We start from the raw sequence: 19,065 nt of genomic DNA on the forward strand, positions 1-19,065 counted from the left end.
AGCCCACCATGCGCTCGACCGCCCTGCTCGGTGTGCTGCTCGGCGCTGTGCTGTGCGCCCAGCCCGCGCCAGCGCGCGCCTCGCTCGACGAGGCGCTGCAAGGGCAATCGGTGGTGGGCCAAGCGCGATTGCGGGTGTGGGGCTTCAGCGTCTACGACGCCACGCTGTATGCCACGCCAGGGTTCACCCCCCAACGTTTCGACGACCACCCGTTTGCCCTGCAGCTGGCCTACCTGCGCGACTTTGCGGGCAGCGACATCGCCGAGCGATCGCTGCAGGAGATCAACGATCAGGGCGCGGTGGACGAGGCCACCGCCCAACGCTGGTTGCAGGCCATGCGTTCGGTGTTTCCCGACGTCAAGGCGGGCGACCGCATCACCGGGCTGTACCGGCCAGGCGAGGGCGCGCGCTTCTACCTCAACGACAAACCCTTGGGCGCCATCGATGACGCACGCTTTGCGCGCCGCTTCTTCGCGATCTGGCTCTCGCCCAGGACCTCGCAACCCGCCATGCGCGAGCGGCTGTTGCAGGCCTTGAACCAAGGCCAGGGCAAGCCATGAGCAGCCACGGTCGCGCCCCGGAACCTGCGGCCGATTTCGTCGGCCGGGGGGCCTGGCGTGCGGGTCTGCGCTACGGCCTGCTCGGGCTGCCGCTGGCCTTCGTGGCCTTGCCTTTGTACGTGGTGCTGCCCAACCACTACGCACGCGAGTTTGCGGCACCGTTGGCGGCCCTGGGCATGGTGCTGCTGGCCGCGCGACTGGTGGACGCGGTGCTGGACCCCTTGATCGGGCGTTGGTGCGACCGCCTGGGCGCGCAGTCGGATCGGCGCCTGTTGGCCGTGGCCGGTGCCGCCGCCGTGGTGCTGGTGCTGGGTTTGTGGGGCCTGTTGTTTCCACCTGGGGCGGTGCTGTCGCAAGGCAGCACGGCGCTGCTGGCATGGGCCGGCGTGGTGATGGCCATCACCTACACCGCTTACAGCATCGTCGCGGTGGCCCACCAGGCCTGGGGTGCGCGCCTGGGCGGCACCGAAACCGAGCGCGGCCGCGTGGTGGCCTGGCGCGAGGGCTTTGCGCTGGTCGGCGTGCTGCTGGCCTCGGTGTTGCCGGGCACCGCCGGGCTGGGCGCCACGGTATGGGCCTTCGCCCTGTTGTTGGCCCTGGGGTGGTGGTTCTGGCGGCACAGCCCTGCGCCATTGGCATCGGGCGTGTCCTTGCTGGGCGGGCACTCGCCTTTGCGCCAGCCCGCGTTTCGCCGCCTGCTGCTGGTGTTCGTGGTCAACGGCACTGCCAGTGCCGTGCCGGCCACGCTGGTTCTGTTCTTCGTGCAGGACCGGCTGCAGGCCAGTGCCAGCGTGGAGCCGATGTTTCTGGCCACCTACTTTCTGAGCGCGGCGCTGTCGATGCCCTTGTGGGTGCGGCTCGTGCCCCGGCTGGGCCTGGCCCGCACCTGGCTGGTGGGCATGCTGCTGGCGGTGTTCGCCTTTGTGTGGGCGGCCATGCTCGGTGCGGGCGACATCGGCTGGTTCGTGCTGGTGTGCGCGATCAGCGGTGTGGCCCTCGGCAGCGACCTGAGCCTGCCCGGCGCCATGCTGGCCGGCCTGATCGGCGAGCTGGGTGAACGCGGCCGCCGCGAAGGCGCGTACTTCGGCTGGTGGAGCTTCGCCGGCAAGCTCAACCTGGCGCTGGCGGCCGGGCTGGCCCTGCCGCTGCTGGCCTGGTTCGGCTACGCGCCTGGCGCGCGATCGCCCGACGCCCTGCAGACCCTGACCATCGCCTACTGCCTGCTGCCCTGCACCTTGAAGCTGTTGGCGGCCGCCGCGCTGTACGGGCTCGTGATCCGCCACCCCTGCGCCACCCGGCTCGCGCCGGCCACGCTGCACTGACCCCCACAGGACCTCACGCACCATGCAAAGACGAACCTTGCTCACCGCCGGCGCCGTTGCCGGACTGGGCGCGCTCACCGGCTGCGCCAGCCCGCAGGTCGCCGACTACGCCAATCAACGCCCGGCACTCGACCTGCGCCGCTATTTCAACGGCACGCTGGACGCCTACGGCGTGTTCACCAACCGCTCTGGCGAGGTGGTGCGGCGCTTTGTGGTGGAAATGCGTTGCCAGTGGAACGGCGACGAAGGCGTGCTCGATGAGGCCTTCACCTACGCGGATGGCGAGCGCCAGCGGCGGGTGTGGCGCCTGACACACCAGGGCGATGGCGTCTATGTGGGCCGGGCCGACGACGTGGTTGGCGAAGCGCGCGGACGCACCGCGGGCAACGCCTTTCGCTGGAACTACACCCTGCAACTGCCAATCGACGGCCGCACCTTCGACGTTCAGTTCGACGACTGGATGTACCTCATGGACGAGCGCGTCATGCTCAACAAGGCCAGCATGAGCAAGTTCGGCATCCGCCTGGGCGAGGTCACGCTCAGCTTTGTGAAGCGTCCGTCATGAGCACCACCCCCGTTGTGATCGAGCGCAGCAACGACAGCGACCGGCCCGCGGTGCGGGCACCGGGCCTGTTCGGTCCGCTGAACCCCAGGCTGGTCAGCTGGCGCGGCCGCCGCGTGTGGCTGGTGGGCGCGTCCAGTGGCATCGGCGCCGCCACCGCCCACGCCTTGCATGCGAGCGGCGCACAGGTGCTGGTGTCGGCGCGCGGACGCGAAGCCCTGCAGGCCTTCGTCGACGCGCACCCCGGCGCGCAGGCCTGGCCGATGGACGTGAGCGACGCTGAGGCCGTGGCCCTGACCGCGCGCCAGATCCTCGCGCAGGGCCCGGTCGACGTCATGCTGTATTGCGCCGGCCACTACCGCGAGATGCGCGCCGATGCCTTCGATCTGGACGAGCTGAAGAAGCACCTGCGCATCAACTACCTGGGCGCACTGCACGTGCTGCACGCCCTGCTGCCGGCGATGCGCGCGCGCGGGCAGGGTCACCTCAGCCTGATGAGCAGCGTCGCCGGCTTTCGCGGCCTGCCCAAAAGCCTGGCTTATGGCCCGACCAAGGCCGCGCTGACCCACCTGGCCGAGACGCTGTACCTGGACCTGGCGCCCCTGGGCATCGGTGTGAGCGTGGTGCACCCGGGCTTCGTGCAAACGCCGCTGACCGCGCAGAATGCGTTCGACATGCCCGCGCTGATCAGCCCAGAACAGGCCGCCGAGTCGTTGTTGACCGGCTGGGCGCACGGAGAATTCGATATCCACTTTCCCAAACGCTTCACCCGCTGGATGAAACTGCTGCGCCTGCTGCCCTACCGTCTGAGCTTTGCCGCGGTGCGCCGCGCCACCGGCCTGTGAGCACGCTGCCCGATGCGCGCGCCGCAGCGCAACGCGTGGTCGCGTTCTATGAGGCACTGACCCCACACGCACTCGACCGGCTCGACGAGATCTACGCACCGCACGCGCGCTTCAAGGACCCGTTCAACGAGGTGCAAGGTCTTGCGGCGATTCGCACGGTGTTCGAGCACATGTACGCCAGCCTCGAGCAACCGCGCTTCGAGGTGACGCGCTGTCTCGTCGATGGCGATCAATGCACGCTGGTGTGGGCGTTCCGCTTTCGCTTCAAGCGCTTTGACACGACCACCGAGCAATGTGTGCGCGGTGCCTCGCACCTGGTGATGGGCGAGGACGGGCGCATCAGCGACCACCGCGACTACTGGGACGCGGCCGAGGAGCTCTACGAAAAGCTGCCGCTGCTGGGCGGCCTGATGCGCTGGCTCAAGCGCCGCGCGCGCGAGTGAGCCGCGCGCGGGCTCGGACCTTCAAGCCGGCTTGGAATCGATGAAGCTCTGGCGCTGCGCCAGCTTGTCGCCCAGTTTGGCCAGGTTGGGGTAGCTCACCCGCCAGTCGATCACCGGGAAGCGGAAGTCCAGGTAGCCCAGTGCGCAGCCCACGGCCACGTCGGACAGGCTGAAGTGAATGCCGGAGCAGAACGGCTTGTCGCCCAGGCCCTGGCTCATGGACTTGAGCGACCCATGGATCTTGCCCATCTGGCGATCGATCCAGGCCTGGCTGCGTTGCTCGGCCGTGCGGTGCGGCCAGGTGGCCTCCAGGCGGGCCAGGATGGCGGCGTCGAGCACGCCATCGGCCAGTGCTTCCCAGGTCTTGACCTCGGCGCGCTCGCGTCCGGACGCGGGGATCAGCTTGCCCACCGGCGACAAGCCGTCGAGGTATTCGACGATCACCCGCGAATCGAACACGGCCTCGCCGCCTTCCATCACCAGACAGGGCACTTTGCCCAGCGGGTTGGAGGCCGCAATGGTGGTGTCGGCGGACCAGACGTCTTCCTGCACGAACTGGTAGTCCAGCTTCTTTTCGGCCATGACGATGCGCACTTTGCGCACGTAGGGGCTGGTGACGGCACCGATGAGTTTCATGGTCTGTGGGGCGATCTGTGACGGCCGGCGATTTTAGCCAGCGGTGTCGGCCTTTCGCCTGACACCGGTCGAGCAGGCTGGTCGCGCGTTGGGCGACTCCTACAATCGCGGGATGCGTTCGACCCCTGCCCCCGCCGCGCCTGCCGGCACGGAACTCTCCCCCATCTCCGCCCTGTCGCCCCTGGACGGGCGCTACGCCAACCGGGTGGCGCCGCTGCGCCCCTTCATGAGCGAGCTGGGCTACATGCACCGCCGCGTGCAAGTGGAAATTGCCTGGTTCATCGCCTTGTCCGACGCGGGCTTCGCTGAGTTCAAGCCACTCTCGCCCGGTGCGCGCACTTACTTGCTGGGCCTGGTGAAGAACTTCAGCGAGGAAGACGGCGAGGCCATCAAGGCGATCGAGAAGACCACCAACCACGACGTCAAGGCGGTCGAGTACTGGATCAAATCGAAGTTCGAGGCGCGCCCGGAGCTGGAGCGCGCGGCCGAGTTCGTGCACTTTGCCTGCACCAGCGAAGACATCAACAACACCAGCCATGCGCTGCAGCTCAAGGGCTCGCGCGAGCAGGTGCTTTTGCCGGCGCTGGACGCGGTCATCGCCAAGTTGCGCGAGATGGCGCACGCCATGGCCGACGTGCCCATGCTCAGCCGCACCCACGGCCAGACCGCCAGCCCCACCACCGTGGGCAAGGAGCTGGCCAACGTGGTGGTGCGCCTGAGCACCGCGCGCGAGCGCATTGCGGGCGTGAAGCTGCTCGGCAAGATGAACGGCGCCGTGGGCAACTACAACGCGCACCTGGCCGCCTGGCCCGACTTCGACTGGGAAGCCTTCAGCCGCAAGGTGGTCGAGACGGCCGAGCCGTTGGGCCTGGGCCTGAGTTTTCAGCCCTACAGCATCCAGATCGAGCCGCACGACTACATGGCCGAGCTGTTCGATGCCGTGGCGCGCACCAACACCATCCTGATCGATCTGTCGCGCGACATCTGGGGCTATGTCAGCGTGGGCTACTTCAAGCAAAAGCTCAAGGCGGGCGAGATCGGCTCGTCCACCATGCCGCACAAGGTCAACCCGATCGACTTCGAAAACGCAGAAGGCAACCTGGGTCTGGCCAATGCCCTGCTGCGCCACCTCAGCGAGAAGCTGCCCATCAGCCGCTGGCAGCGCGACCTGACCGACTCCACCGTGCTGCGCAACATGGGCGTGGCCTTCGGTTATGCGGTGCTGGCCTACCACGCGCTGGGTGTCGGCTTGAACAAGCTCGAGCTCAACGAGGAGGCCGTGGCCGCCGACCTCGACGCCTCGTGGGAAGTGCTGGCCGAGGCCATCCAGACCGTGATGCGCCGCTACGGTGTGCAAGGCGCCTACGAGAAGCTCAAGGAAGTCACACGCGGCAAGACCGTGCGTGCCGAAGACCTGCACGGTCTGGTGCGCTCGCTGGAGATTCCTGATGCCGAGAAGGACCGCCTGCTGGCCATGACGCCGGCCAGCTATACCGGCAAGGCGGCCGAACTCGCCCGCCGGTCTTGAGCTGAGCGGCGCCGCTCACGGGGTTTGATCTTCCGCAAATTGCCCCCGGCAAGGTTTACCTAGAGTTCGCATCCATCGAGCGCCCACGGGCGCTCGATGCATTTGTGGCCAACGCACGGGAGCAAGCAAGCATGGCGATCGAACTGTTCAACGAGAAGGGCCACGTGTGCCTGATGTTCACCCACCTCGCGGACGAGGGGGGTGAGGCGGTGCAGGCCAACCAGTTTCTGGTGATCCACGGGGGCGCCGGCGCCATCATTGACCCGGGTGGCAACGTGGCCTACAACGAGCTGCTGCTCACCATCGGACGCTATTTCCCGCCGAACAAACTCGACAATATCCTGGCCTCGCACGCCGACCCGGACATCATCGCCTCGCTCGACCGCTGGATGACCAGCACCCAGGCCACGCTGTACATCTCGCGCCTGTGGGAGCGCTTTGCACCGCACTTCTGCAAGCCCGGCAAGACGCAGGACCGCATCATCGGCATCCCCGACCCCGGCATGCGCATCGCGCTGGGCGAGAGCGAGATCGTGGCCTTGCCGGGGCACTTCATGCACTCGGAAGGCAACTTCCAGTTCTGGGACCCGGTCAGTCGCATCCTGTTCTCGGGGGACCTGGGTGTGTCGATGGGCACCTCGGCCGACGCGGCGCGTGTGGTCACGTCGCTGGACAGTCACATTCCCCGCATGGAAGCCTTCCATCGCCGCTACATGGTCTCGTCCAAGGTGCTCAAGCTGTGGGCCCACATGGCGCGCAGCCTGCCGATCCGCATGATCGTGCCGCAGCACGGCTCACCCATGGCGGGCGACGCGGTGCCGGCGTTCATCGACTGGGTCGAAGGCCTGAGCTGTGGCATCGACCACCTGACCCAGGCCAACTACGCCGTGCCGGCCTGAAGACCGGCGCCAGGTGCGCTACAGCGCGCGCTCCTTGTAGCGGTGAAAGCGCAGGGCCGTGCCCTCGATGGTGATGCGGTGCCAGCAGGCGCGCTTCTCGCCGGGCGACATCTCCGTCCAGCGCTGCACTTCGTCGAAGCGCCGGCCGCATCCCTTGCAGACAGGGTCACCCTGGCTGGTGGAGCAAATGGCGATGCAGGGTGTGTCGGGCGTGGTGGCGTACCAGGCCAGCCAGGCCTCCAGCGCCTTGGGCGGCAGCGAGTGCTCGTCGGCCTCGGTCTCTCCGAAGTACACCATCAGCGCGTAGACCTCGGCCAGCGCGCGCGTGGGGCCGGGCAACGATACCCCGTCAGGTGAGGGGCTGCGTTCGCGCCACCAGTTGATGGCCGCTTCGATGTCGGTGATGTGGATGCCGGCCATGGGAGCGCGATGATAAAGGCGCCCCATGACCCATGCCCCCGGCACGGGTTCGCGCTTGTCGACGCCAGCGGTGGATCAGGCCTCGGCGCGGGCGGCATTGCGCCGCTGCAACAGCTTGCCGGTCAGCACCACCAGCACGGCACCGGTGACCGCGGCCAGATAGAAACCGACCGAGTGGTGCGGCACCCAGGGTTCGATCATCTTGTCGGACACCACCGTCTCACCCGCCACCCAGCCAATGAGCGCCGCACCCAGGGTGACGATGACGGGAAAGCGCGACATGACCTTGATCATCAGCGTGCTGCCGAAGATGACGATGGGAATGGCAATGGCCAGGCCGAACACCAACAGCGTGATGTTGCCGTTGGCGGCAGCGGCCACGCCGATGACGTTGTCCAGGCTCATCACCAGATCGGCGACCAGGATGGTGCGGATGGCGGTCAGCAGGTTGCTGTTGCCATGGTGATCGGACTCGCCGTCGTCGCCGTCGTTGAGCAACTGCACGCCGATCCACAGCAACAGAATGCCGCCCACCAGCTGCAGCCAGGGCAGCTGCATGAGCTTGACCGCGACGATGGTGAGCACCACCCGCAGCACCACGGCCGCCGCCGTGCCCCAGAAGATGGCCTGCTTTTGCTGCTTGCCCTGCAACCCGCGCGCGGCCAGCGCAATGACCACGGCGTTGTCGCCCGAGAGGATGATGTTGATCCAGATGATCTGGCCCAGGCCGAGCCAGAACTGGGGGTTGGAAAGCAGGTCCATGGTGTTGCGCGCGTGAGGGGGAATGGCCGGCGCGGCCGGCCAGCGGGCTGGCGGCAGTGTAGTCAGCCGCGGCCAGGGCGCCGATGCGTGGTACCGCGTACATGGCGTGCGGAAACCACGCATGGCCGCGCTTGCAGGCCGCCCACTACAATGCGCGCTTCGCGGAAGGGGAGTAGCTCCCAAGCGCGGGGCATCGCCAACCATGGCGTGTGCGCCTGCGCCAAACGACGTGTCGTCAGGACGGTGCCAGCCAATGGCACCCGGCGCGTCGGGCACCGAGCAAAGGGTGCTGGGCAAGACCTTCAGACCTCACCCCATCTGGAGCTCCTGAATGGAATTCATGTCCGCCGCCTGGTGGTCCGCGCTCGCGGCCATCATCGTCATCGACCTCGTGCTCGCCGGCGACAACGCCATCGTCATCGCCCTGGCCGCACGCAACCTGCCCAAACACCTGCAGACGCGCGCCATCGTGTGGGGTACGGTCGGTGCCATCGTCGTGCGCTCGGCCATGACGCTGGTGGCGGTGTGGTTGCTGGGTTTGCCCGGCCTGATGGCCATCGGTGGGCTGGCGCTGGTGTGGATTGCGTACAAGCTGATCGCCGAGGACGCGGGCGATGGCGACGAACACGGCCCGGCCGCCACCACCTTTTGGGGCGCCATGAAGACCATCATCATTGCCGACGCGGTGATGGGCATCGACAACGTGCTGGGCGTGGCCGGTGCGGCGCGCGGCGCCTTCGACCTGGTGGTCATCGGCTTGCTGATCAGCATCCCCATCGTGGTGTTCGGCAGCACGCTGATCCTCAAGCTGGTCGAGAAGTACCCGGCAATCATGTACCTCGGCGCCGGTGTGCTGGCCTTCACCGCCGGCAAGATGATCGTCAACGAGAAGCTGCTCGCGCCTTGGTTCAAAGGGCCGGAGCTGGCGCAGTTCGCGGCCTACTGGGGCGTGGTGGGTCTGGTCATCGCCGGTGTGCTGCTGGCCGGTTGGCTGCACAATCGCCGCGTTGCCCAACGGGCGAACGGCCCTCAGGAGGTTTGATCGATGAAGTTGTTGCTGCGCTGGTTTCTGGCGGCCTGTGCGCTGCTGCTGGTGGCCTACCTCTACAGCGGGGTGGAGGTGCGCAGCTTTCCGTCGGCGCTGATCGCGGCGGCGGTGATCGGTCTGTTCTACCTGGTGCTGCGCCCGGTACTGGTGATCCTCACCCTGCCGGTCACGGTGGTCACGCTGGGCCTGTTTCTCTTCGTGATCAACGCGCTGCTGTTCTGGGCGGCCGCCTCGGTGCTCGACGGCTTCTTCGTGCGCGACTTCTGGGCCGCGCTGCTCGGCTCGCTGATCTATTCGGTGATCATGGTCGTGGTCGACGCGGCCCTGCGCGGCCTGCGCATTCGCTGAGCGGCGCCGCCGGCCCTACCGCCAGTCTCAACGCTTATCGTCGTCGCGCATCGCATCGCGCAGGCGCTGTTCCACATCGCGTCGGCGGCTGTCGACGATGGCCAGCTCGATCGGGTCGGCGTTGCGTTGCGCCGCCGGCAAGGCCTGCGCCGCCTTGAGGCGCTCAAGGGCGCCATCCCAGTCGTAGTGGGCGGCGTGGGCCTCGGCATCCGCGCGCACCGCCCGCAAGGTATGGCCCTGTGCCTGGTTGGCGCGCACCAGCAGTTGCCAGGCCAGCGCGTCGCGCGGGTGCTCCACCGTCCAGGCCTGCAGGCGCGACGTGGCGCGTTCGGCCTGCCCGGTGGCCATGGCCGCCTGCGCGCCCAGCATCACCATGGCGCGACTTTGTGCGCCCAGCGCAGCGTCGCGCAGCTCGGCCAACAGCGCAGGCTGTGCGGGCGCGCCCGGGGACAGCAACAACTCCATCGCCAGGGCGTCGGCCACGCCGCGGGCCGCGTCGCCCGTGGTGAGCTTGCGCAACCGCTCGCTCAGCTCCAGCGCGCGGGCACTCTGCCCCAGGCGCTGGGCCGACAGCGCCCCGGCGTAAAGGTCGGCGGGTTTGGCGTCGGGCGATCTCGCGCGCTCGACCCAGGTGGCCCATCGCGTGCTGTCCCGTTCGGCCAGCACGCGGGCGCGGGCGGAGACGAGGGCGTGCTGCATGCCAGAAGGCAAGCCCTGCAACTGGGGCGCGGCATCGGCGCGCGGGCCGAGCGCGGGCGTGGCCTCGGGCAGGCGCGCCTGCATGTCGGCGATGCGCTCGCTGGTCAGCGGGTGGGTGCGCAGGTAGGGGTAGGCGCCGCTGTCGTTGAGGCGCGAAGCCTGCTGCAGCTTGCCGAACATCTCGACAAAACCGTGGCCGTCGAAGCCAGCACCGGTCATCACGCCGAAGCCAATGCGGTCGGCTTCGCGCTCCATGTCGCGTGAGAACTTGAGCGACTGCTGTGCGGCCACGGCCGAGCTGCCCGCAATGGCTGCGCCGGCGGCGTCCGGGTTGGCCCCCGCCGCCAGGGCGCCGAGGATCATGCTGGCGATCATCCAGGGTGCCATGCGCTGCTCGTTGCTCATCATGCGGGCGATGTGGCGCTGCGCAACGTGGCTCATCTCGTGCGCCAGCACCGAAGCCAGCTCCTCGGGCCGCTCGGTCACCGCCAGCAGACCCAGGTTCACGCCCATGTAGCCACCAGGCAGGGCAAAGGCGTTGACGCTGCGTTCGCGCGAAATCATCAGCTCCCAGGCCAGGCGCTCGGACAGCTCGGGCGAGACTTCGCCGCGGCGGCGCGCCGCCGCCAACAGTGGCTGCCAGAGCTGCAGCAGGTAGTCGCCGATCACCGGGTCGTCGAGGTAATCCGGGTCGCGGTAGATGCTTTGCGCAATGCGGTCCCCCAGCCGACGTTCGGCCGCCACCGTGAGGTCTTCGCCATCGCCCAGGCTGGGCAGGTTGGGCGAGGCAGCCGGGGAGCGCCCGTTGGTGGGCGCCCCATTCACTTGCGACCACGCCCCTGGCGCGGGGCACAGCAGTGCGGCCGACAAAAGCAAGGTGGCGACCCTGGACAGGGGGGGACGGGAGACGGGCGTGCGGCGAAGCATGGCCCGTATGATGCCGCCAAGCCATTCCAGTTCACCCGCTGGCCGTGTCAACGGCCGGTGAAGCCGGGTTACACCATGTCAGCTCAACACCCCGACACCCCGGCCGGCAGCGGCCTCACCCATTTCGACGCCCAGGGCCAGGCCCACATGGTCGACGTCGGCGCCAAGGCCAGCACGCACCGCGTGGCCATCGCCGAGGGCCGCATCACCATGCAGCCCGACACCCTGGCCCTGATCCAGTCCGGCACCGCCAAGAAAGGCGACGTGCTCGGCGTCGCCCGCCTCGCCGGCATCATGGCCGCCAAAAAGACCAGCGACCTCATTCCCCTGTGCCACCCCATCGCCCTGACGCGCGTGGCGGTGGATTTCGACATCGAGCCCGACACCCACAGCGTGCGCTGCACCGCCACCACCGAATGCACCGGCCAGACGGGGGTTGAAATGGAAGCCCTGACCGCTGCCTCGGTCGCACTGCTCACCATTTATGACATGTGCAAGGCGGTGGATCGGGGGATGGTGATGGGAGGGGTGAGGTTGAGGGAGAAGCGGGGGGGGAAGAGTGGCAACTACGCCGCTTGACCTGCCAAGCACTCCCTACCTACTGAGGCCACTCCACAGCACGGAATATCGGATTGATACCTCCAAGGTATTTCCATCGAGCGGCCATCTCCGCCCATTCAGTTTGGTTTGTAAGCACCTGTGCGATTTGAATGGTTCGTATCGCGTTGTCAGTTCGTCCTCTTAGGACCTGTACTTCGGCCAACCGCTGAAGTGCTGAAGCAGATGGAAAAAGGAGAACCGCCTGCTCAAACTCTGTGATATCTTTTTCATCCAAGTCTGCTTCCGGCTGCGAAAGGCCCTTTATCAACGCCTGAAACTGATCAAGCAGCACCACCCTTGGGATGTCAACGTGCTTGGCCCGCGCAAAGTTTGCATTCTGGAACCTCCATTGGAGAAATGCCGCCTCCACGCGAAGATAGTCACGAGTCAACGCCGCCAATATCAGCGCCAACCCCATAAAGGCCCCGACAAACATCCAGCGCGGCATCCGAAATGCCACCACACCGAGATTCGCGGTCATCGCCCCCACAAGCAGACAGCAAGGTAGAAGGAAATAGGCGTAGCCGTGTGGCAATTCAACCATGGCATGCAGAAGGACAATTAAGGTACCCAGAAAATAGCTCACCCTCGTCGGCGTTGGATTGGACCAAGGCAGCGCTCGAGCAACGAGGAAGATGGCAACCAGAAGCACAAATAGTGCAGGCACCCCGAACCATCCGGCGATGTCGAGAAACGCGTTATGTGCCCATGTAAACAAACCGGGCAACCGATAGCCCAATTCCGCGGCCAGGAGTTGAGTTTTCACACCTTGACCAAAGCCGTTTCCCCACCATGGGTTGGCAAGAATGGCGTTCAGATGTGCCTCATAGGTCATCAAGCGAATGCTCGTCAACGGTCTTGATTCGAGGTTAGGCCCAACTGAAGCCGCACCGTCGATCGAGCCAGAGGGCGACGAAACACCAACAACAAAGATTGGAAGCAACACCATCAGAAATAGTACCGCCCAGCGCTGACGACGAAATTCCTTGTGCATACCCCCAAGCAAAACCATCAAACTTGACGAAATAGCTAGCGCGAGGTAGCCAACGCGAGAGCCCGTCAATGCCAGCACGAACAGGATCAAGATTGCGGCAACAATGCCCACCAACCCACGGAGCATGCCGCGGACATGAAACCAATAAAGCGATACCAGTCCCAACAAAAGCAATGTAGCGGCATTATTGGGTTGCATGAGATTGCCATACGGACGCCCGGAAGGATCAACCTGGCTAACCCACACATCGTTGGCGTCTATGCCCAGCCACTGCGCCAAAATGAGTGCCGCACTACCCAGTGCGCCTATTAAAATCGCGCCAAACACAAAATCGCCCGGCGCATTGACTTGACGCTCCTCCCACGATCGCCCCAACACGATCGCAGCAGCTCCAGCCGACAAATAGGAGAAGCCAAGAACGGCATGGCCTCCAAAAAATATCTTTCCAGTCATCCATTGTCCAATGGACCAAATTGCAAGCATCGTAAGAGCACTTGCAATTGGGTCCAGTCGATAGCTTTTTTCAGATCTGGGCGCCGTCAACAGGAAAGAACAGCCGACCACCAACATCACCAACGAGGCCCACGCATCCTTGTGAAACGCGGACCAAGGTGGTGAGGCATTTGGGATCAACCAAGCGAGGGCCAAGGCTACGCTGGCAAGTGGAGTCCAAATGGGTAGATCACGCATAGGTGGCAATGTACCGGAAACAGAAAGGGCCCCTGGTGGGGCCCTCCTGCTTAGACTGGTGCTGAATTACTTGCAGCTGGTCGGCAAGTATTTGCCATCCATGGGGTTGGTTGCACCGGGCGCGCACACCCAGACCACCTGCCCATTCCCTTGAATCGTGCCCGTCAGATCGATGGTCTTGTCAAGAATTTTCGGATCGCCTTGGCCCGTAGCGGTAATCACGCCAACCGAGGCGTTGGTGTTCGCGTATGCGACGCTCTTAACATATTTGGAAACTTGGCTGTCGACCGCGACGCTCGCGTCAGCCGGCATTTCACCCAACGTCTGGGCAGCTTCACTGATGTTCGTGCGAGCAGACGACGCAGCCAGCATAATTTCCGACACTTTTGCACGCACGGTGTAATCCTGATAAGCCGGCAGAGCCACAGCAGCCAGGATACCGATGATGGCCACCACGATCATCAATTCGATCAGGGTGAAACCTTTTTGCATTGCACGCTTCATTTGCATGGAGAACTCCTCTGGAAAAACAGGGGGGGTTGGGATGGACGTGATCCTCAGTGCAGACGGCGTGCCAACCGGGCGAGGGCTGATGAGCGTGCGGTGAGCGGGGATGACCGGCTCAAGCGTGATGTTTCACCGGTGCTTGCGCCAATTCACGTCGACAGGATTTGTCACCTTGGGGCTGGGTGACAAGGTTTGTCACACCTCGAAGACCTGCCCAGCACTCAGCCAGCGGATGTCGTGACGCGGTTCGGTGTCGAAGCGGTGGATCTCTTCGATGATCAGCGCGGTCTCGGCCGGCTTGGTGTGGGTGATGTGGATCACCGGGTGCTTCTCGGGGGCGAGCTGGCGCAGTTCTTCGGCCAGCAGGGAGGGCGCCAGATGCAGGCTGCGCAGGGCTAGGTCGGTTTCGCGGTCGCTGAAGGCGGTTTCGATGACCAGGTGAGCGACCGGTATCTGATTGACCCGGTGCCAGAACGCAGGGTTGCGACCGGTGTCGCCGCTGAACACCCATCGCGCCCCTCCTTGGGCGTTGGAGGCCGCAAAGCCGACCGCCGGCACGGTGTGCACGGCCGGCAGAACCTCGATGCGCTTTGTGCCAATGGTCAGCGTGTCGCCAACGGCAAAGGGCACGAAACGCAGCAGGGGCGCAGCGGCGCTGGGGATGACCGAGAAATCCGGCCAGATCAGGTCGTTGAAGATGTGGGCACGCAGCGCATCGATGGTGCCGGGCAGGGCATGCACCTGCAGCGGCCCGGCGCCAGAGGCCAGCCGGTGCGAGGCCACGGCGTCCAGCAGCAGGGGCAGGGCCGCCACATGGTCCAGGTGGGCATGGCTGAGCAACACGCGGTCAATGCGCAGCATTTCCTCCAGGCTGAGGTCACCCACGCCGGTGCCGGCGTCGATGAGCGTGTCATCGTCGAGCAGAAATGCGGTGGTGCGGCAGCCCTGGGCAATGGCGCCCGAGCAACCCAGTACGCGAACCCTCATGCGCAACCTGTTCCGTGCAGAAATACGGGGGGAGAGGGTACCCGCGGCGCCAAAGGGACGGCGTGAAAAAAGTCGCGCCCTCAAGGGGCGCGACTTCGCCAGGGGGTAATAAAAGGCAACGCCGGGAGGGCTCAGCCTTGAACGAACTGCATCTGCGTGCCGGCCAGCTCAAGCAAATCGCCATTGCGCAGGTCGCGCCCTTCGGTGGTGAGCGGCTCGCCGTTGACGGTGGGCTTGACCGTGCCTTCCACCATGGCCACAACATAGCCATGCGGGCGGCGGGTGATGGCGGCCACGGCCACACCGGGCTTGCCGATGGTGGTGACCACCTTGGTCAGGGCCACCTCGCGGCCGGCGGCCGAGCCGCTGACCACCTTGATGGCGGCCGGTGCCAGGGGCATGGCGCCGGAGTCACCACCCGACACCACGGCGCCGGCGTTGATGACCATGGTCTTTTCGTGCGCATCGGCGCCGTCGTGCACGAACTTGATCTTGTATTTGCCGATCTCGATCGTGTCACCGCCCTGCAACTGCTGCTTCTTGATGGCCTTGCCGTTGACGTAGGTGCCGTTGGTGCTGTTGAGGTCTTCGAGGAAGACGTCCGAGCCGGACATCTGCAACACGGCGTGCTCGCCGCTGACGGCCAGGTTGTCGATGACCACGTCGTTGTACGGCCGGCGGCCCAAGGTCGTGCGGTCCTTGGTGAGCTGGACCTCCTTGATGACGACGCCGTCAATGGAAACGATCATTTTCGGCATGGCCGACTCCTCTGGGTACCTGAATGCGCTTGTAGGGATGGGTATGCGGTGCGGATTATTGTCCGAGCATGCGAGAGAGCAAGCCACGGCGTGCCGGTTTGGCACGGGCAAGCGCCAGTATCACCGAAATATTGTCACGGCCGCCCGCTTCGTTGGCTGCAAACACCAGTGCGGCGGCCTTCTCTTCGAGCGTGCCCGCTGTCACCAGCAGGGCGGCAATGCGCTCGTCACTGAGCATGTCGTTGAGGCCGTCGGAGCACATGAGGTAGACGTCACCTTCTTCGACACGGAATTCGTTGACCTCGAGCAACACCGCGTCCTCGACCCCCAGTGCGCGGGTCACCAGGTTGCGGTGGGTGGCGTACTGGGCCTGCTCGGCCGAGATGAGGCCGGCGTCAAGCTGCTCCTGCAGCAACGAATGGTCGCGGGTCATCTGCACAAACTCTCCGCCACGCAATCTGTAACAACGGGAGTCACCCACGTGGCCGACCACAATACGCCCGTCAAGAAACACGCCGAGCACCAGGGTCGTACCCATGCCGGCGTACTGCGGGTTGGCATTGGCCGCGTTGAAGATCGAGCGGTTGGCGTTGTCGACACACACCTCCATGGCGCGCTTGAGTTCGCGCGCGCTGGATTCATGGCCGCCTTCGGCGATCCAGCGGCCCAGCTCCGACTTGATGAAGGTAGCCGCCATGGCGCTGGCGACTTCGCCGGCGTTGTAGCCCCCCATGCCGTCGGCCAGCACGGCCACGCCGTTCTCCGCATCGAGCGCGACGGCGTCTTCATTGTTGTCCCGGACCAATCCTGGGTCGGTCTGGGCGTGGAACTCGAAATTCATGGCGCTGGCGTTATACCGGGACGTTGGGAGAGGAACGGTCACCGGCGGATGATCGATAGGGTTGGGTGGCGTCGAAGGCATGGTCATCGTCGGTCCAGTGAATGGATTGCAGCGCGGCCGCCACATCGGCACCGCTGGCAGGGCGGTCTTGCGGTTGTTTGGCCAGCAGGGAGCGCAAGAGTTGTGAGAGCGCGTCGGGTGCCGCCGGGCACAGAAGGCGGATGTCGGGCGGCGCGACGTTGGCGATCTGGTACATCAGCGCCGACAGAGACTCGCCCCTCAGCGGCAGCTCCCCCGTCAGCAACTGATAGAGCATGGCGCCCAGCGCGTACAGGTCGGCCCGTCCGTCAACGCGTTGTCCGGCCAACTGCTCGGGCGCCATGAAACTGGGCGTGCCCAGCACGACCCCGGTCTTGGTCCGTGTGCTGTCGGTGATGCGCGCAATGCCGAAGTCGGTGACCTTGATGGCACCTGTGGCAGGGTCGAGCATCACATTCGCGGGCTTGATGTCGCGGTGCACCACGTTCTGGCGGTGCGCGTGATCCAGCGCCAGGGCCACTTGCTGCCCAATGCGCAGCACGGTGGCTGCGGGAAGCAGTTGCCCGGACCGGGTATGCCGTTGCAGGTCATGGCCTTGCAGGAATTCCATGGCGATGTAGGCCAGGTCATGCTCTTCACCCGCATCGAAGATGGTCACGATGTTGGGGTGCTGCAGCCTTCCCGCGGTTTCGGCTTCGCGGAAAAACCGCTGACGAGCCTCTTCAAGCTCAAGGCCCTCGAACTCGGTGCTCAACGCCAGGGTCTTGATGGCCACCACCCGCCCGATCTTGGGGTCGCGCCCCTGGTAGACCACACCCATGGCGCCCTTGCCCAGCTCTTTCTCGACCTGGTAGCGACCGAGCATGGGCTGCGCCAGGCCGGGTTGGTCCAGCACCAGGGTCCCACCAGGATGTGACGCGCCGCCCGAGCCCAGCATCACGGTTTTGGCCAGTTCCTGAGCGCGCGTCTGGCGCGTGCGCAGCGACGGGTCGGTGCGGTCCAGCGCGGCCATGTGGGCGTATACCGACTCGGCCTTGTTGAATTGCCGTTTGCGCTCGAAATCCAGGGCCAGTTGCCCGAGGTTGTCCATCAGGGCCTTGCTGTGCGGCACGCGCCGGAACCGATCGAAGGCCATGTCGAGCTGGCCCTGGCCCAGCAAGGCCAGGCCCATTTGGCGGTTGGTCTCGGCCGATTCCTGATCGCTCTGGCGCTTGCGCGCCTCCGTCACCAGGAACCGCCGGGTCGTCAGGGCCAGGTGACCCAGCAACAGCAGCGTGGCCGGCAACACCAGGGGCAACCAGAGCGCCGCACGGGACAGCACAAGGAATTCACCTCCCAGCAGCATCGCCAGGCCGGCGGCGGTCACGGTGGCACCGGCGGCGGCGCCAAGGCGTGGCAACCACCAGATCAGGTAGACAAGGATCAGCACCAGCAAAGCCAGCACCACCAACGCTCCCCAGGTCGGGTTGGCGATGAAGTGGCCATTGAGCACGCTGGCGGTGGTGTGGGCCAGGATCTCGGCCGGCGACAGCGCGGTGCCGACTGGGGTATTGAACAAGGTGCCCACGCCCGCAGCGGTGGCGCCGATGATCACGATGCGGTCGCGGATCAGCTCGGGCGACACGCGCTGCGCCAACACGTCCTGCACGGACACGGTGGGAAACGCCGACGGGCGTCCGGCAGCGGCATAGAACTGCGGCAGCACACGGCCGAGGTCATCGGTCGGAATGAAACCCGGACCAAGTGAAAGACCCTCGCCGGGCTGAAGCCGGATGTCGGCGGCCGACAAATTCAGGCTGTGTGCGGCGGCCAGCAAGGCCATCGAGGGCACGGCCACGCCGTCGAAGCGCACCAGCAGGGGCTCCTGACGCACTGCGCCATCGGGGTCCAGCCATTGGTTGAGGTGGCCCACGGCCACTGCGGCATTGCCTAGCGCTGGCAGCGGCTGCTGGGTTCGCTGGGCCGGCACACCAAAACCGGCCAGGTCGGGCACCGCATTGCGTTGCGCAAATGCCGGCAGGGGTGCATCGGCGCGGCCGCGCGGCTCGCCCAGCTCAAACACCGACGGCAGGACCACGCGACCCGAGGCCTTGACACTCGCCGCCAGGCGCGAGTCGCTGTCCAGCCGTTGCTCGGCAACCGCGAGGTCCCTGAGCAGAGAGGCCTGGGCCTGCGGCCCCAGGTCGCTCAGTGCGGCATCCGGGCCGGCAATGCGTTCGCGCAGCGCCCGGATGGGTTCGAGCCCGCGCGAAGTCTGCGGTTCGAAAAAGAAAGCGGTGTGCGCAATCGTGCGAGCGCCCAGCGCGCTCAGTCGGTCGATCAGTTCGGCATGGACCTCGCGCGGCCAGGGCCAGCGCCCAATGGCATTGATGCTCGCATCGTCAATGGCCACCACCGTGATGTGGTCCCCGGGGCTGCGCCCGGACGCGGTGCTGCCGTGGTCATAGAACCGGCGTTCCAGCGCGTCGATCAGGTCGGTGCCGAAGTACAGCGCCCCCACCACCGCCAGCACGCCGAATGCGGTGAGCGCGTCCGCGCGCCAACGGCGCGGACGGCGTCTGGGAGCATCGGCAACATCGGGGGAAGGCACGGCGCGGATCGTTCCAGGTTCGGCTCACCCGTGCAGCGCATGCGCCACCACACCCGTGAA

20 protein-coding genes are annotated in these 19,065 nt (G+C 65.9%); 10 read left to right on the forward strand and 10 right to left on the reverse strand.

What is annotated here, in order from left to right; all coding sequences use genetic code 11:
• Window positions 1-8: 8 nt before the first annotated feature.
• Genes KF871_RS00910 through KF871_RS00930 form a run of 5 tightly spaced genes read left to right on the forward strand, consistent with a single transcriptional unit; the run spans window position 9 to window position 3,732 of the window.
• Window positions 9-560 (forward strand): chalcone isomerase family protein, encoded by a 552-nt coding sequence (locus KF871_RS00910; protein WP_291136919.1) that lies wholly within the window; start codon window positions 9-11, stop codon window positions 558-560.
• A complete protein-coding gene (locus KF871_RS00915; protein ID WP_291136923.1) occupies window positions 557-1,882 on the forward strand; it encodes an MFS transporter in 1,326 nt (441 codons plus the stop codon). The genes KF871_RS00910 and KF871_RS00915 overlap by 4 nt, the downstream gene beginning before the upstream one ends.
• 22 nt (window positions 1,883-1,904) lie before the next feature.
• Window positions 1,905-2,447 carry a DUF3833 family protein gene (locus KF871_RS00920; protein WP_291136926.1) on the forward strand — a complete coding sequence of 181 codons (543 nt, stop codon included), beginning with the start codon at window positions 1,905-1,907 and terminating at the stop codon, window positions 2,445-2,447.
• The gene (locus KF871_RS00925) at window positions 2,444-3,289 is read left to right on the forward strand and encodes an SDR family oxidoreductase (RefSeq protein ID WP_291136929.1); all 846 of its coding nucleotides are present in this window, start codon (window positions 2,444-2,446) and stop codon (window positions 3,287-3,289) included. The genes KF871_RS00920 and KF871_RS00925 overlap by 4 nt, the downstream gene beginning before the upstream one ends.
• The gene (locus KF871_RS00930) at window positions 3,286-3,732 is read left to right on the forward strand and encodes a nuclear transport factor 2 family protein (RefSeq protein WP_291136932.1); all 447 of its coding nucleotides are present in this window, start codon (window positions 3,286-3,288) and stop codon (window positions 3,730-3,732) included. The genes KF871_RS00925 and KF871_RS00930 overlap by 4 nt, the downstream gene beginning before the upstream one ends.
• Before the next feature lie 21 nt (window positions 3,733-3,753).
• Here KF871_RS00930 and KF871_RS00935 read toward each other — a convergent pair whose 3' ends face one another.
• Window positions 3,754-4,368 carry a glutathione S-transferase N-terminal domain-containing protein gene (locus KF871_RS00935; RefSeq protein WP_291136935.1) on the reverse strand — a complete coding sequence of 205 codons (615 nt, stop codon included), beginning with the start codon at window positions 4,366-4,368 and terminating at the stop codon, window positions 3,754-3,756.
• A gap of 112 nt (window positions 4,369-4,480) precedes the next feature.
• On the opposite strand from KF871_RS00935, the gene purB reads away from it, so the two are divergent.
• Both purB and KF871_RS00945 read left to right on the forward strand, forming a co-directional pair.
• On the forward strand, window positions 4,481-5,896 hold the full coding sequence (gene purB, locus KF871_RS00940; RefSeq protein WP_291136938.1) for an adenylosuccinate lyase: 1,416 nt from the start codon (window positions 4,481-4,483) through the stop codon (window positions 5,894-5,896).
• Between the two features lie 131 nt (window positions 5,897-6,027).
• Window positions 6,028-6,795, forward strand: coding sequence for an MBL fold metallo-hydrolase (locus KF871_RS00945; RefSeq protein ID WP_291136941.1), 768 nt, complete (start codon window positions 6,028-6,030; stop codon window positions 6,793-6,795).
• An 18-nt stretch (window positions 6,796-6,813) separates the two neighbouring features.
• Here the strand turns inward: KF871_RS00945 and KF871_RS00950 are convergent, their stop codons facing one another.
• Both KF871_RS00950 and KF871_RS00955 read right to left on the reverse strand, forming a co-directional pair.
• The gene (locus tag KF871_RS00950) at window positions 6,814-7,215 is read right to left on the reverse strand and encodes a DUF3717 domain-containing protein (protein WP_291136944.1); all 402 of its coding nucleotides are present in this window, start codon (window positions 7,213-7,215) and stop codon (window positions 6,814-6,816) included.
• 75 nt (window positions 7,216-7,290) lie between these two features.
• Complete coding sequence (locus KF871_RS00955; RefSeq protein ID WP_291136948.1) at window positions 7,291-7,977, reverse strand: TerC family protein; 687 nt, start codon at window positions 7,975-7,977, stop codon at window positions 7,291-7,293.
• A gap of 331 nt (window positions 7,978-8,308) precedes the next feature.
• Between KF871_RS00955 and KF871_RS00960 the strand changes: the two genes are divergently transcribed.
• Both KF871_RS00960 and KF871_RS00965 read left to right on the forward strand, forming a co-directional pair.
• A complete protein-coding gene (locus tag KF871_RS00960) occupies window positions 8,309-9,019 on the forward strand; it encodes a TerC family protein (protein WP_291136951.1) in 711 nt (236 codons plus the stop codon).
• Between the two features lie 3 nt (window positions 9,020-9,022).
• The gene (locus KF871_RS00965; RefSeq protein ID WP_291136954.1) at window positions 9,023-9,373 is read left to right on the forward strand and encodes a phage holin family protein; all 351 of its coding nucleotides are present in this window, start codon (window positions 9,023-9,025) and stop codon (window positions 9,371-9,373) included.
• A 27-nt stretch (window positions 9,374-9,400) separates the two neighbouring features.
• Here KF871_RS00965 and KF871_RS00970 read toward each other — a convergent pair whose 3' ends face one another.
• Window positions 9,401-10,948, reverse strand: coding sequence for a M48 family metalloprotease (locus tag KF871_RS00970; RefSeq protein WP_291136957.1), 1,548 nt, complete (start codon window positions 10,946-10,948; stop codon window positions 9,401-9,403).
• A gap of 126 nt (window positions 10,949-11,074) precedes the next feature.
• On the opposite strand from KF871_RS00970, the gene moaC reads away from it, so the two are divergent.
• Window positions 11,075-11,578 (forward strand): cyclic pyranopterin monophosphate synthase MoaC, encoded by a 504-nt coding sequence (gene moaC / locus KF871_RS00975; protein WP_291136961.1) that lies wholly within the window; start codon window positions 11,075-11,077, stop codon window positions 11,576-11,578.
• A 19-nt stretch (window positions 11,579-11,597) separates the two neighbouring features.
• Here the strand turns inward: moaC and KF871_RS00980 are convergent, their stop codons facing one another.
• From KF871_RS00980 to KF871_RS01005, 6 genes are all read right to left on the reverse strand, one after another.
• On the reverse strand, window positions 11,598-13,241 hold the full coding sequence (locus KF871_RS00980; protein ID WP_291136963.1) for an O-antigen ligase family protein: 1,644 nt from the start codon (window positions 13,239-13,241) through the stop codon (window positions 11,598-11,600).
• A gap of 108 nt (window positions 13,242-13,349) precedes the next feature.
• A complete protein-coding gene (locus KF871_RS00985; protein WP_291137389.1) occupies window positions 13,350-13,787 on the reverse strand; it encodes a pilin in 438 nt (145 codons plus the stop codon).
• Window positions 13,788-13,985: 198 nt separating this feature from the next.
• A complete protein-coding gene (locus KF871_RS00990) occupies window positions 13,986-14,777 on the reverse strand; it encodes a 3',5'-cyclic-nucleotide phosphodiesterase (RefSeq protein ID WP_291136966.1) in 792 nt (263 codons plus the stop codon).
• Window positions 14,778-14,908: 131 nt separating this feature from the next.
• Window positions 14,909-15,535, reverse strand: coding sequence for an FHA domain-containing protein (locus KF871_RS00995; RefSeq protein WP_291136969.1), 627 nt, complete (start codon window positions 15,533-15,535; stop codon window positions 14,909-14,911).
• 55 nt (window positions 15,536-15,590) lie between these two features.
• A complete protein-coding gene (locus KF871_RS01000; RefSeq protein ID WP_291136972.1) occupies window positions 15,591-16,376 on the reverse strand; it encodes a Stp1/IreP family PP2C-type Ser/Thr phosphatase in 786 nt (261 codons plus the stop codon).
• A 10-nt stretch (window positions 16,377-16,386) separates the two neighbouring features.
• A complete protein-coding gene (locus KF871_RS01005; RefSeq protein ID WP_291136975.1) occupies window positions 16,387-19,005 on the reverse strand; it encodes a CHASE2 domain-containing serine/threonine-protein kinase in 2,619 nt (872 codons plus the stop codon).
• Window positions 19,006-19,065 lie beyond the last annotated feature (60 nt).

Source organism: Hydrogenophaga sp. (assembly GCF_019635465.1).
Classification (GTDB): domain Bacteria; phylum Pseudomonadota; class Gammaproteobacteria; order Burkholderiales; family Burkholderiaceae_C; genus Hydrogenophaga.

What these genes read in the sequence shown, in the direction of transcription:
- KF871_RS00910 (WP_291136919.1), top strand. Translation starts at nt 9, where the DNA reads ATGCGCTCGACCGCCCTGCTCGGTGTGCTGCTCGGCGCTGTGCTGTGC.
- KF871_RS00915 (WP_291136923.1), top strand. Translation starts at nt 557, where the DNA reads ATGAGCAGCCACGGTCGCGCCCCGGAACCTGCGGCCGATTTCGTCGGC.
- KF871_RS00920 (WP_291136926.1), top strand. Translation starts at nt 1,905, where the DNA reads ATGCAAAGACGAACCTTGCTCACCGCCGGCGCCGTTGCCGGACTGGGC.
- KF871_RS00925 (WP_291136929.1), top strand. Translation starts at nt 2,444, where the DNA reads ATGAGCACCACCCCCGTTGTGATCGAGCGCAGCAACGACAGCGACCGG.
- KF871_RS00935 (WP_291136935.1), bottom strand. Translation starts at nt 4,368, where the DNA reads ATGAAACTCATCGGTGCCGTCACCAGCCCCTACGTGCGCAAAGTGCGC.
- purB (WP_291136938.1), top strand. Translation starts at nt 4,481, where the DNA reads ATGCGTTCGACCCCTGCCCCCGCCGCGCCTGCCGGCACGGAACTCTCC.
- KF871_RS00945 (WP_291136941.1), top strand. Translation starts at nt 6,028, where the DNA reads ATGGCGATCGAACTGTTCAACGAGAAGGGCCACGTGTGCCTGATGTTC.
- KF871_RS00950 (WP_291136944.1), bottom strand. Translation starts at nt 7,215, where the DNA reads ATGGCCGGCATCCACATCACCGACATCGAAGCGGCCATCAACTGGTGG.
- KF871_RS00955 (WP_291136948.1), bottom strand. Translation starts at nt 7,977, where the DNA reads ATGGACCTGCTTTCCAACCCCCAGTTCTGGCTCGGCCTGGGCCAGATC.
- KF871_RS00960 (WP_291136951.1), top strand. Translation starts at nt 8,309, where the DNA reads ATGGAATTCATGTCCGCCGCCTGGTGGTCCGCGCTCGCGGCCATCATC.
- KF871_RS00965 (WP_291136954.1), top strand. Translation starts at nt 9,023, where the DNA reads ATGAAGTTGTTGCTGCGCTGGTTTCTGGCGGCCTGTGCGCTGCTGCTG.
- moaC (WP_291136961.1), top strand. Translation starts at nt 11,075, where the DNA reads ATGTCAGCTCAACACCCCGACACCCCGGCCGGCAGCGGCCTCACCCAT.
- KF871_RS00985 (WP_291137389.1), bottom strand. Translation starts at nt 13,787, where the DNA reads ATGAAGCGTGCAATGCAAAAAGGTTTCACCCTGATCGAATTGATGATC.
- KF871_RS00990 (WP_291136966.1), bottom strand. Translation starts at nt 14,777, where the DNA reads ATGAGGGTTCGCGTACTGGGTTGCTCGGGCGCCATTGCCCAGGGCTGC.
- KF871_RS00995 (WP_291136969.1), bottom strand. Translation starts at nt 15,535, where the DNA reads ATGCCGAAAATGATCGTTTCCATTGACGGCGTCGTCATCAAGGAGGTC.
- KF871_RS01000 (WP_291136972.1), bottom strand. Translation starts at nt 16,376, where the DNA reads ATGAATTTCGAGTTCCACGCCCAGACCGACCCAGGATTGGTCCGGGAC.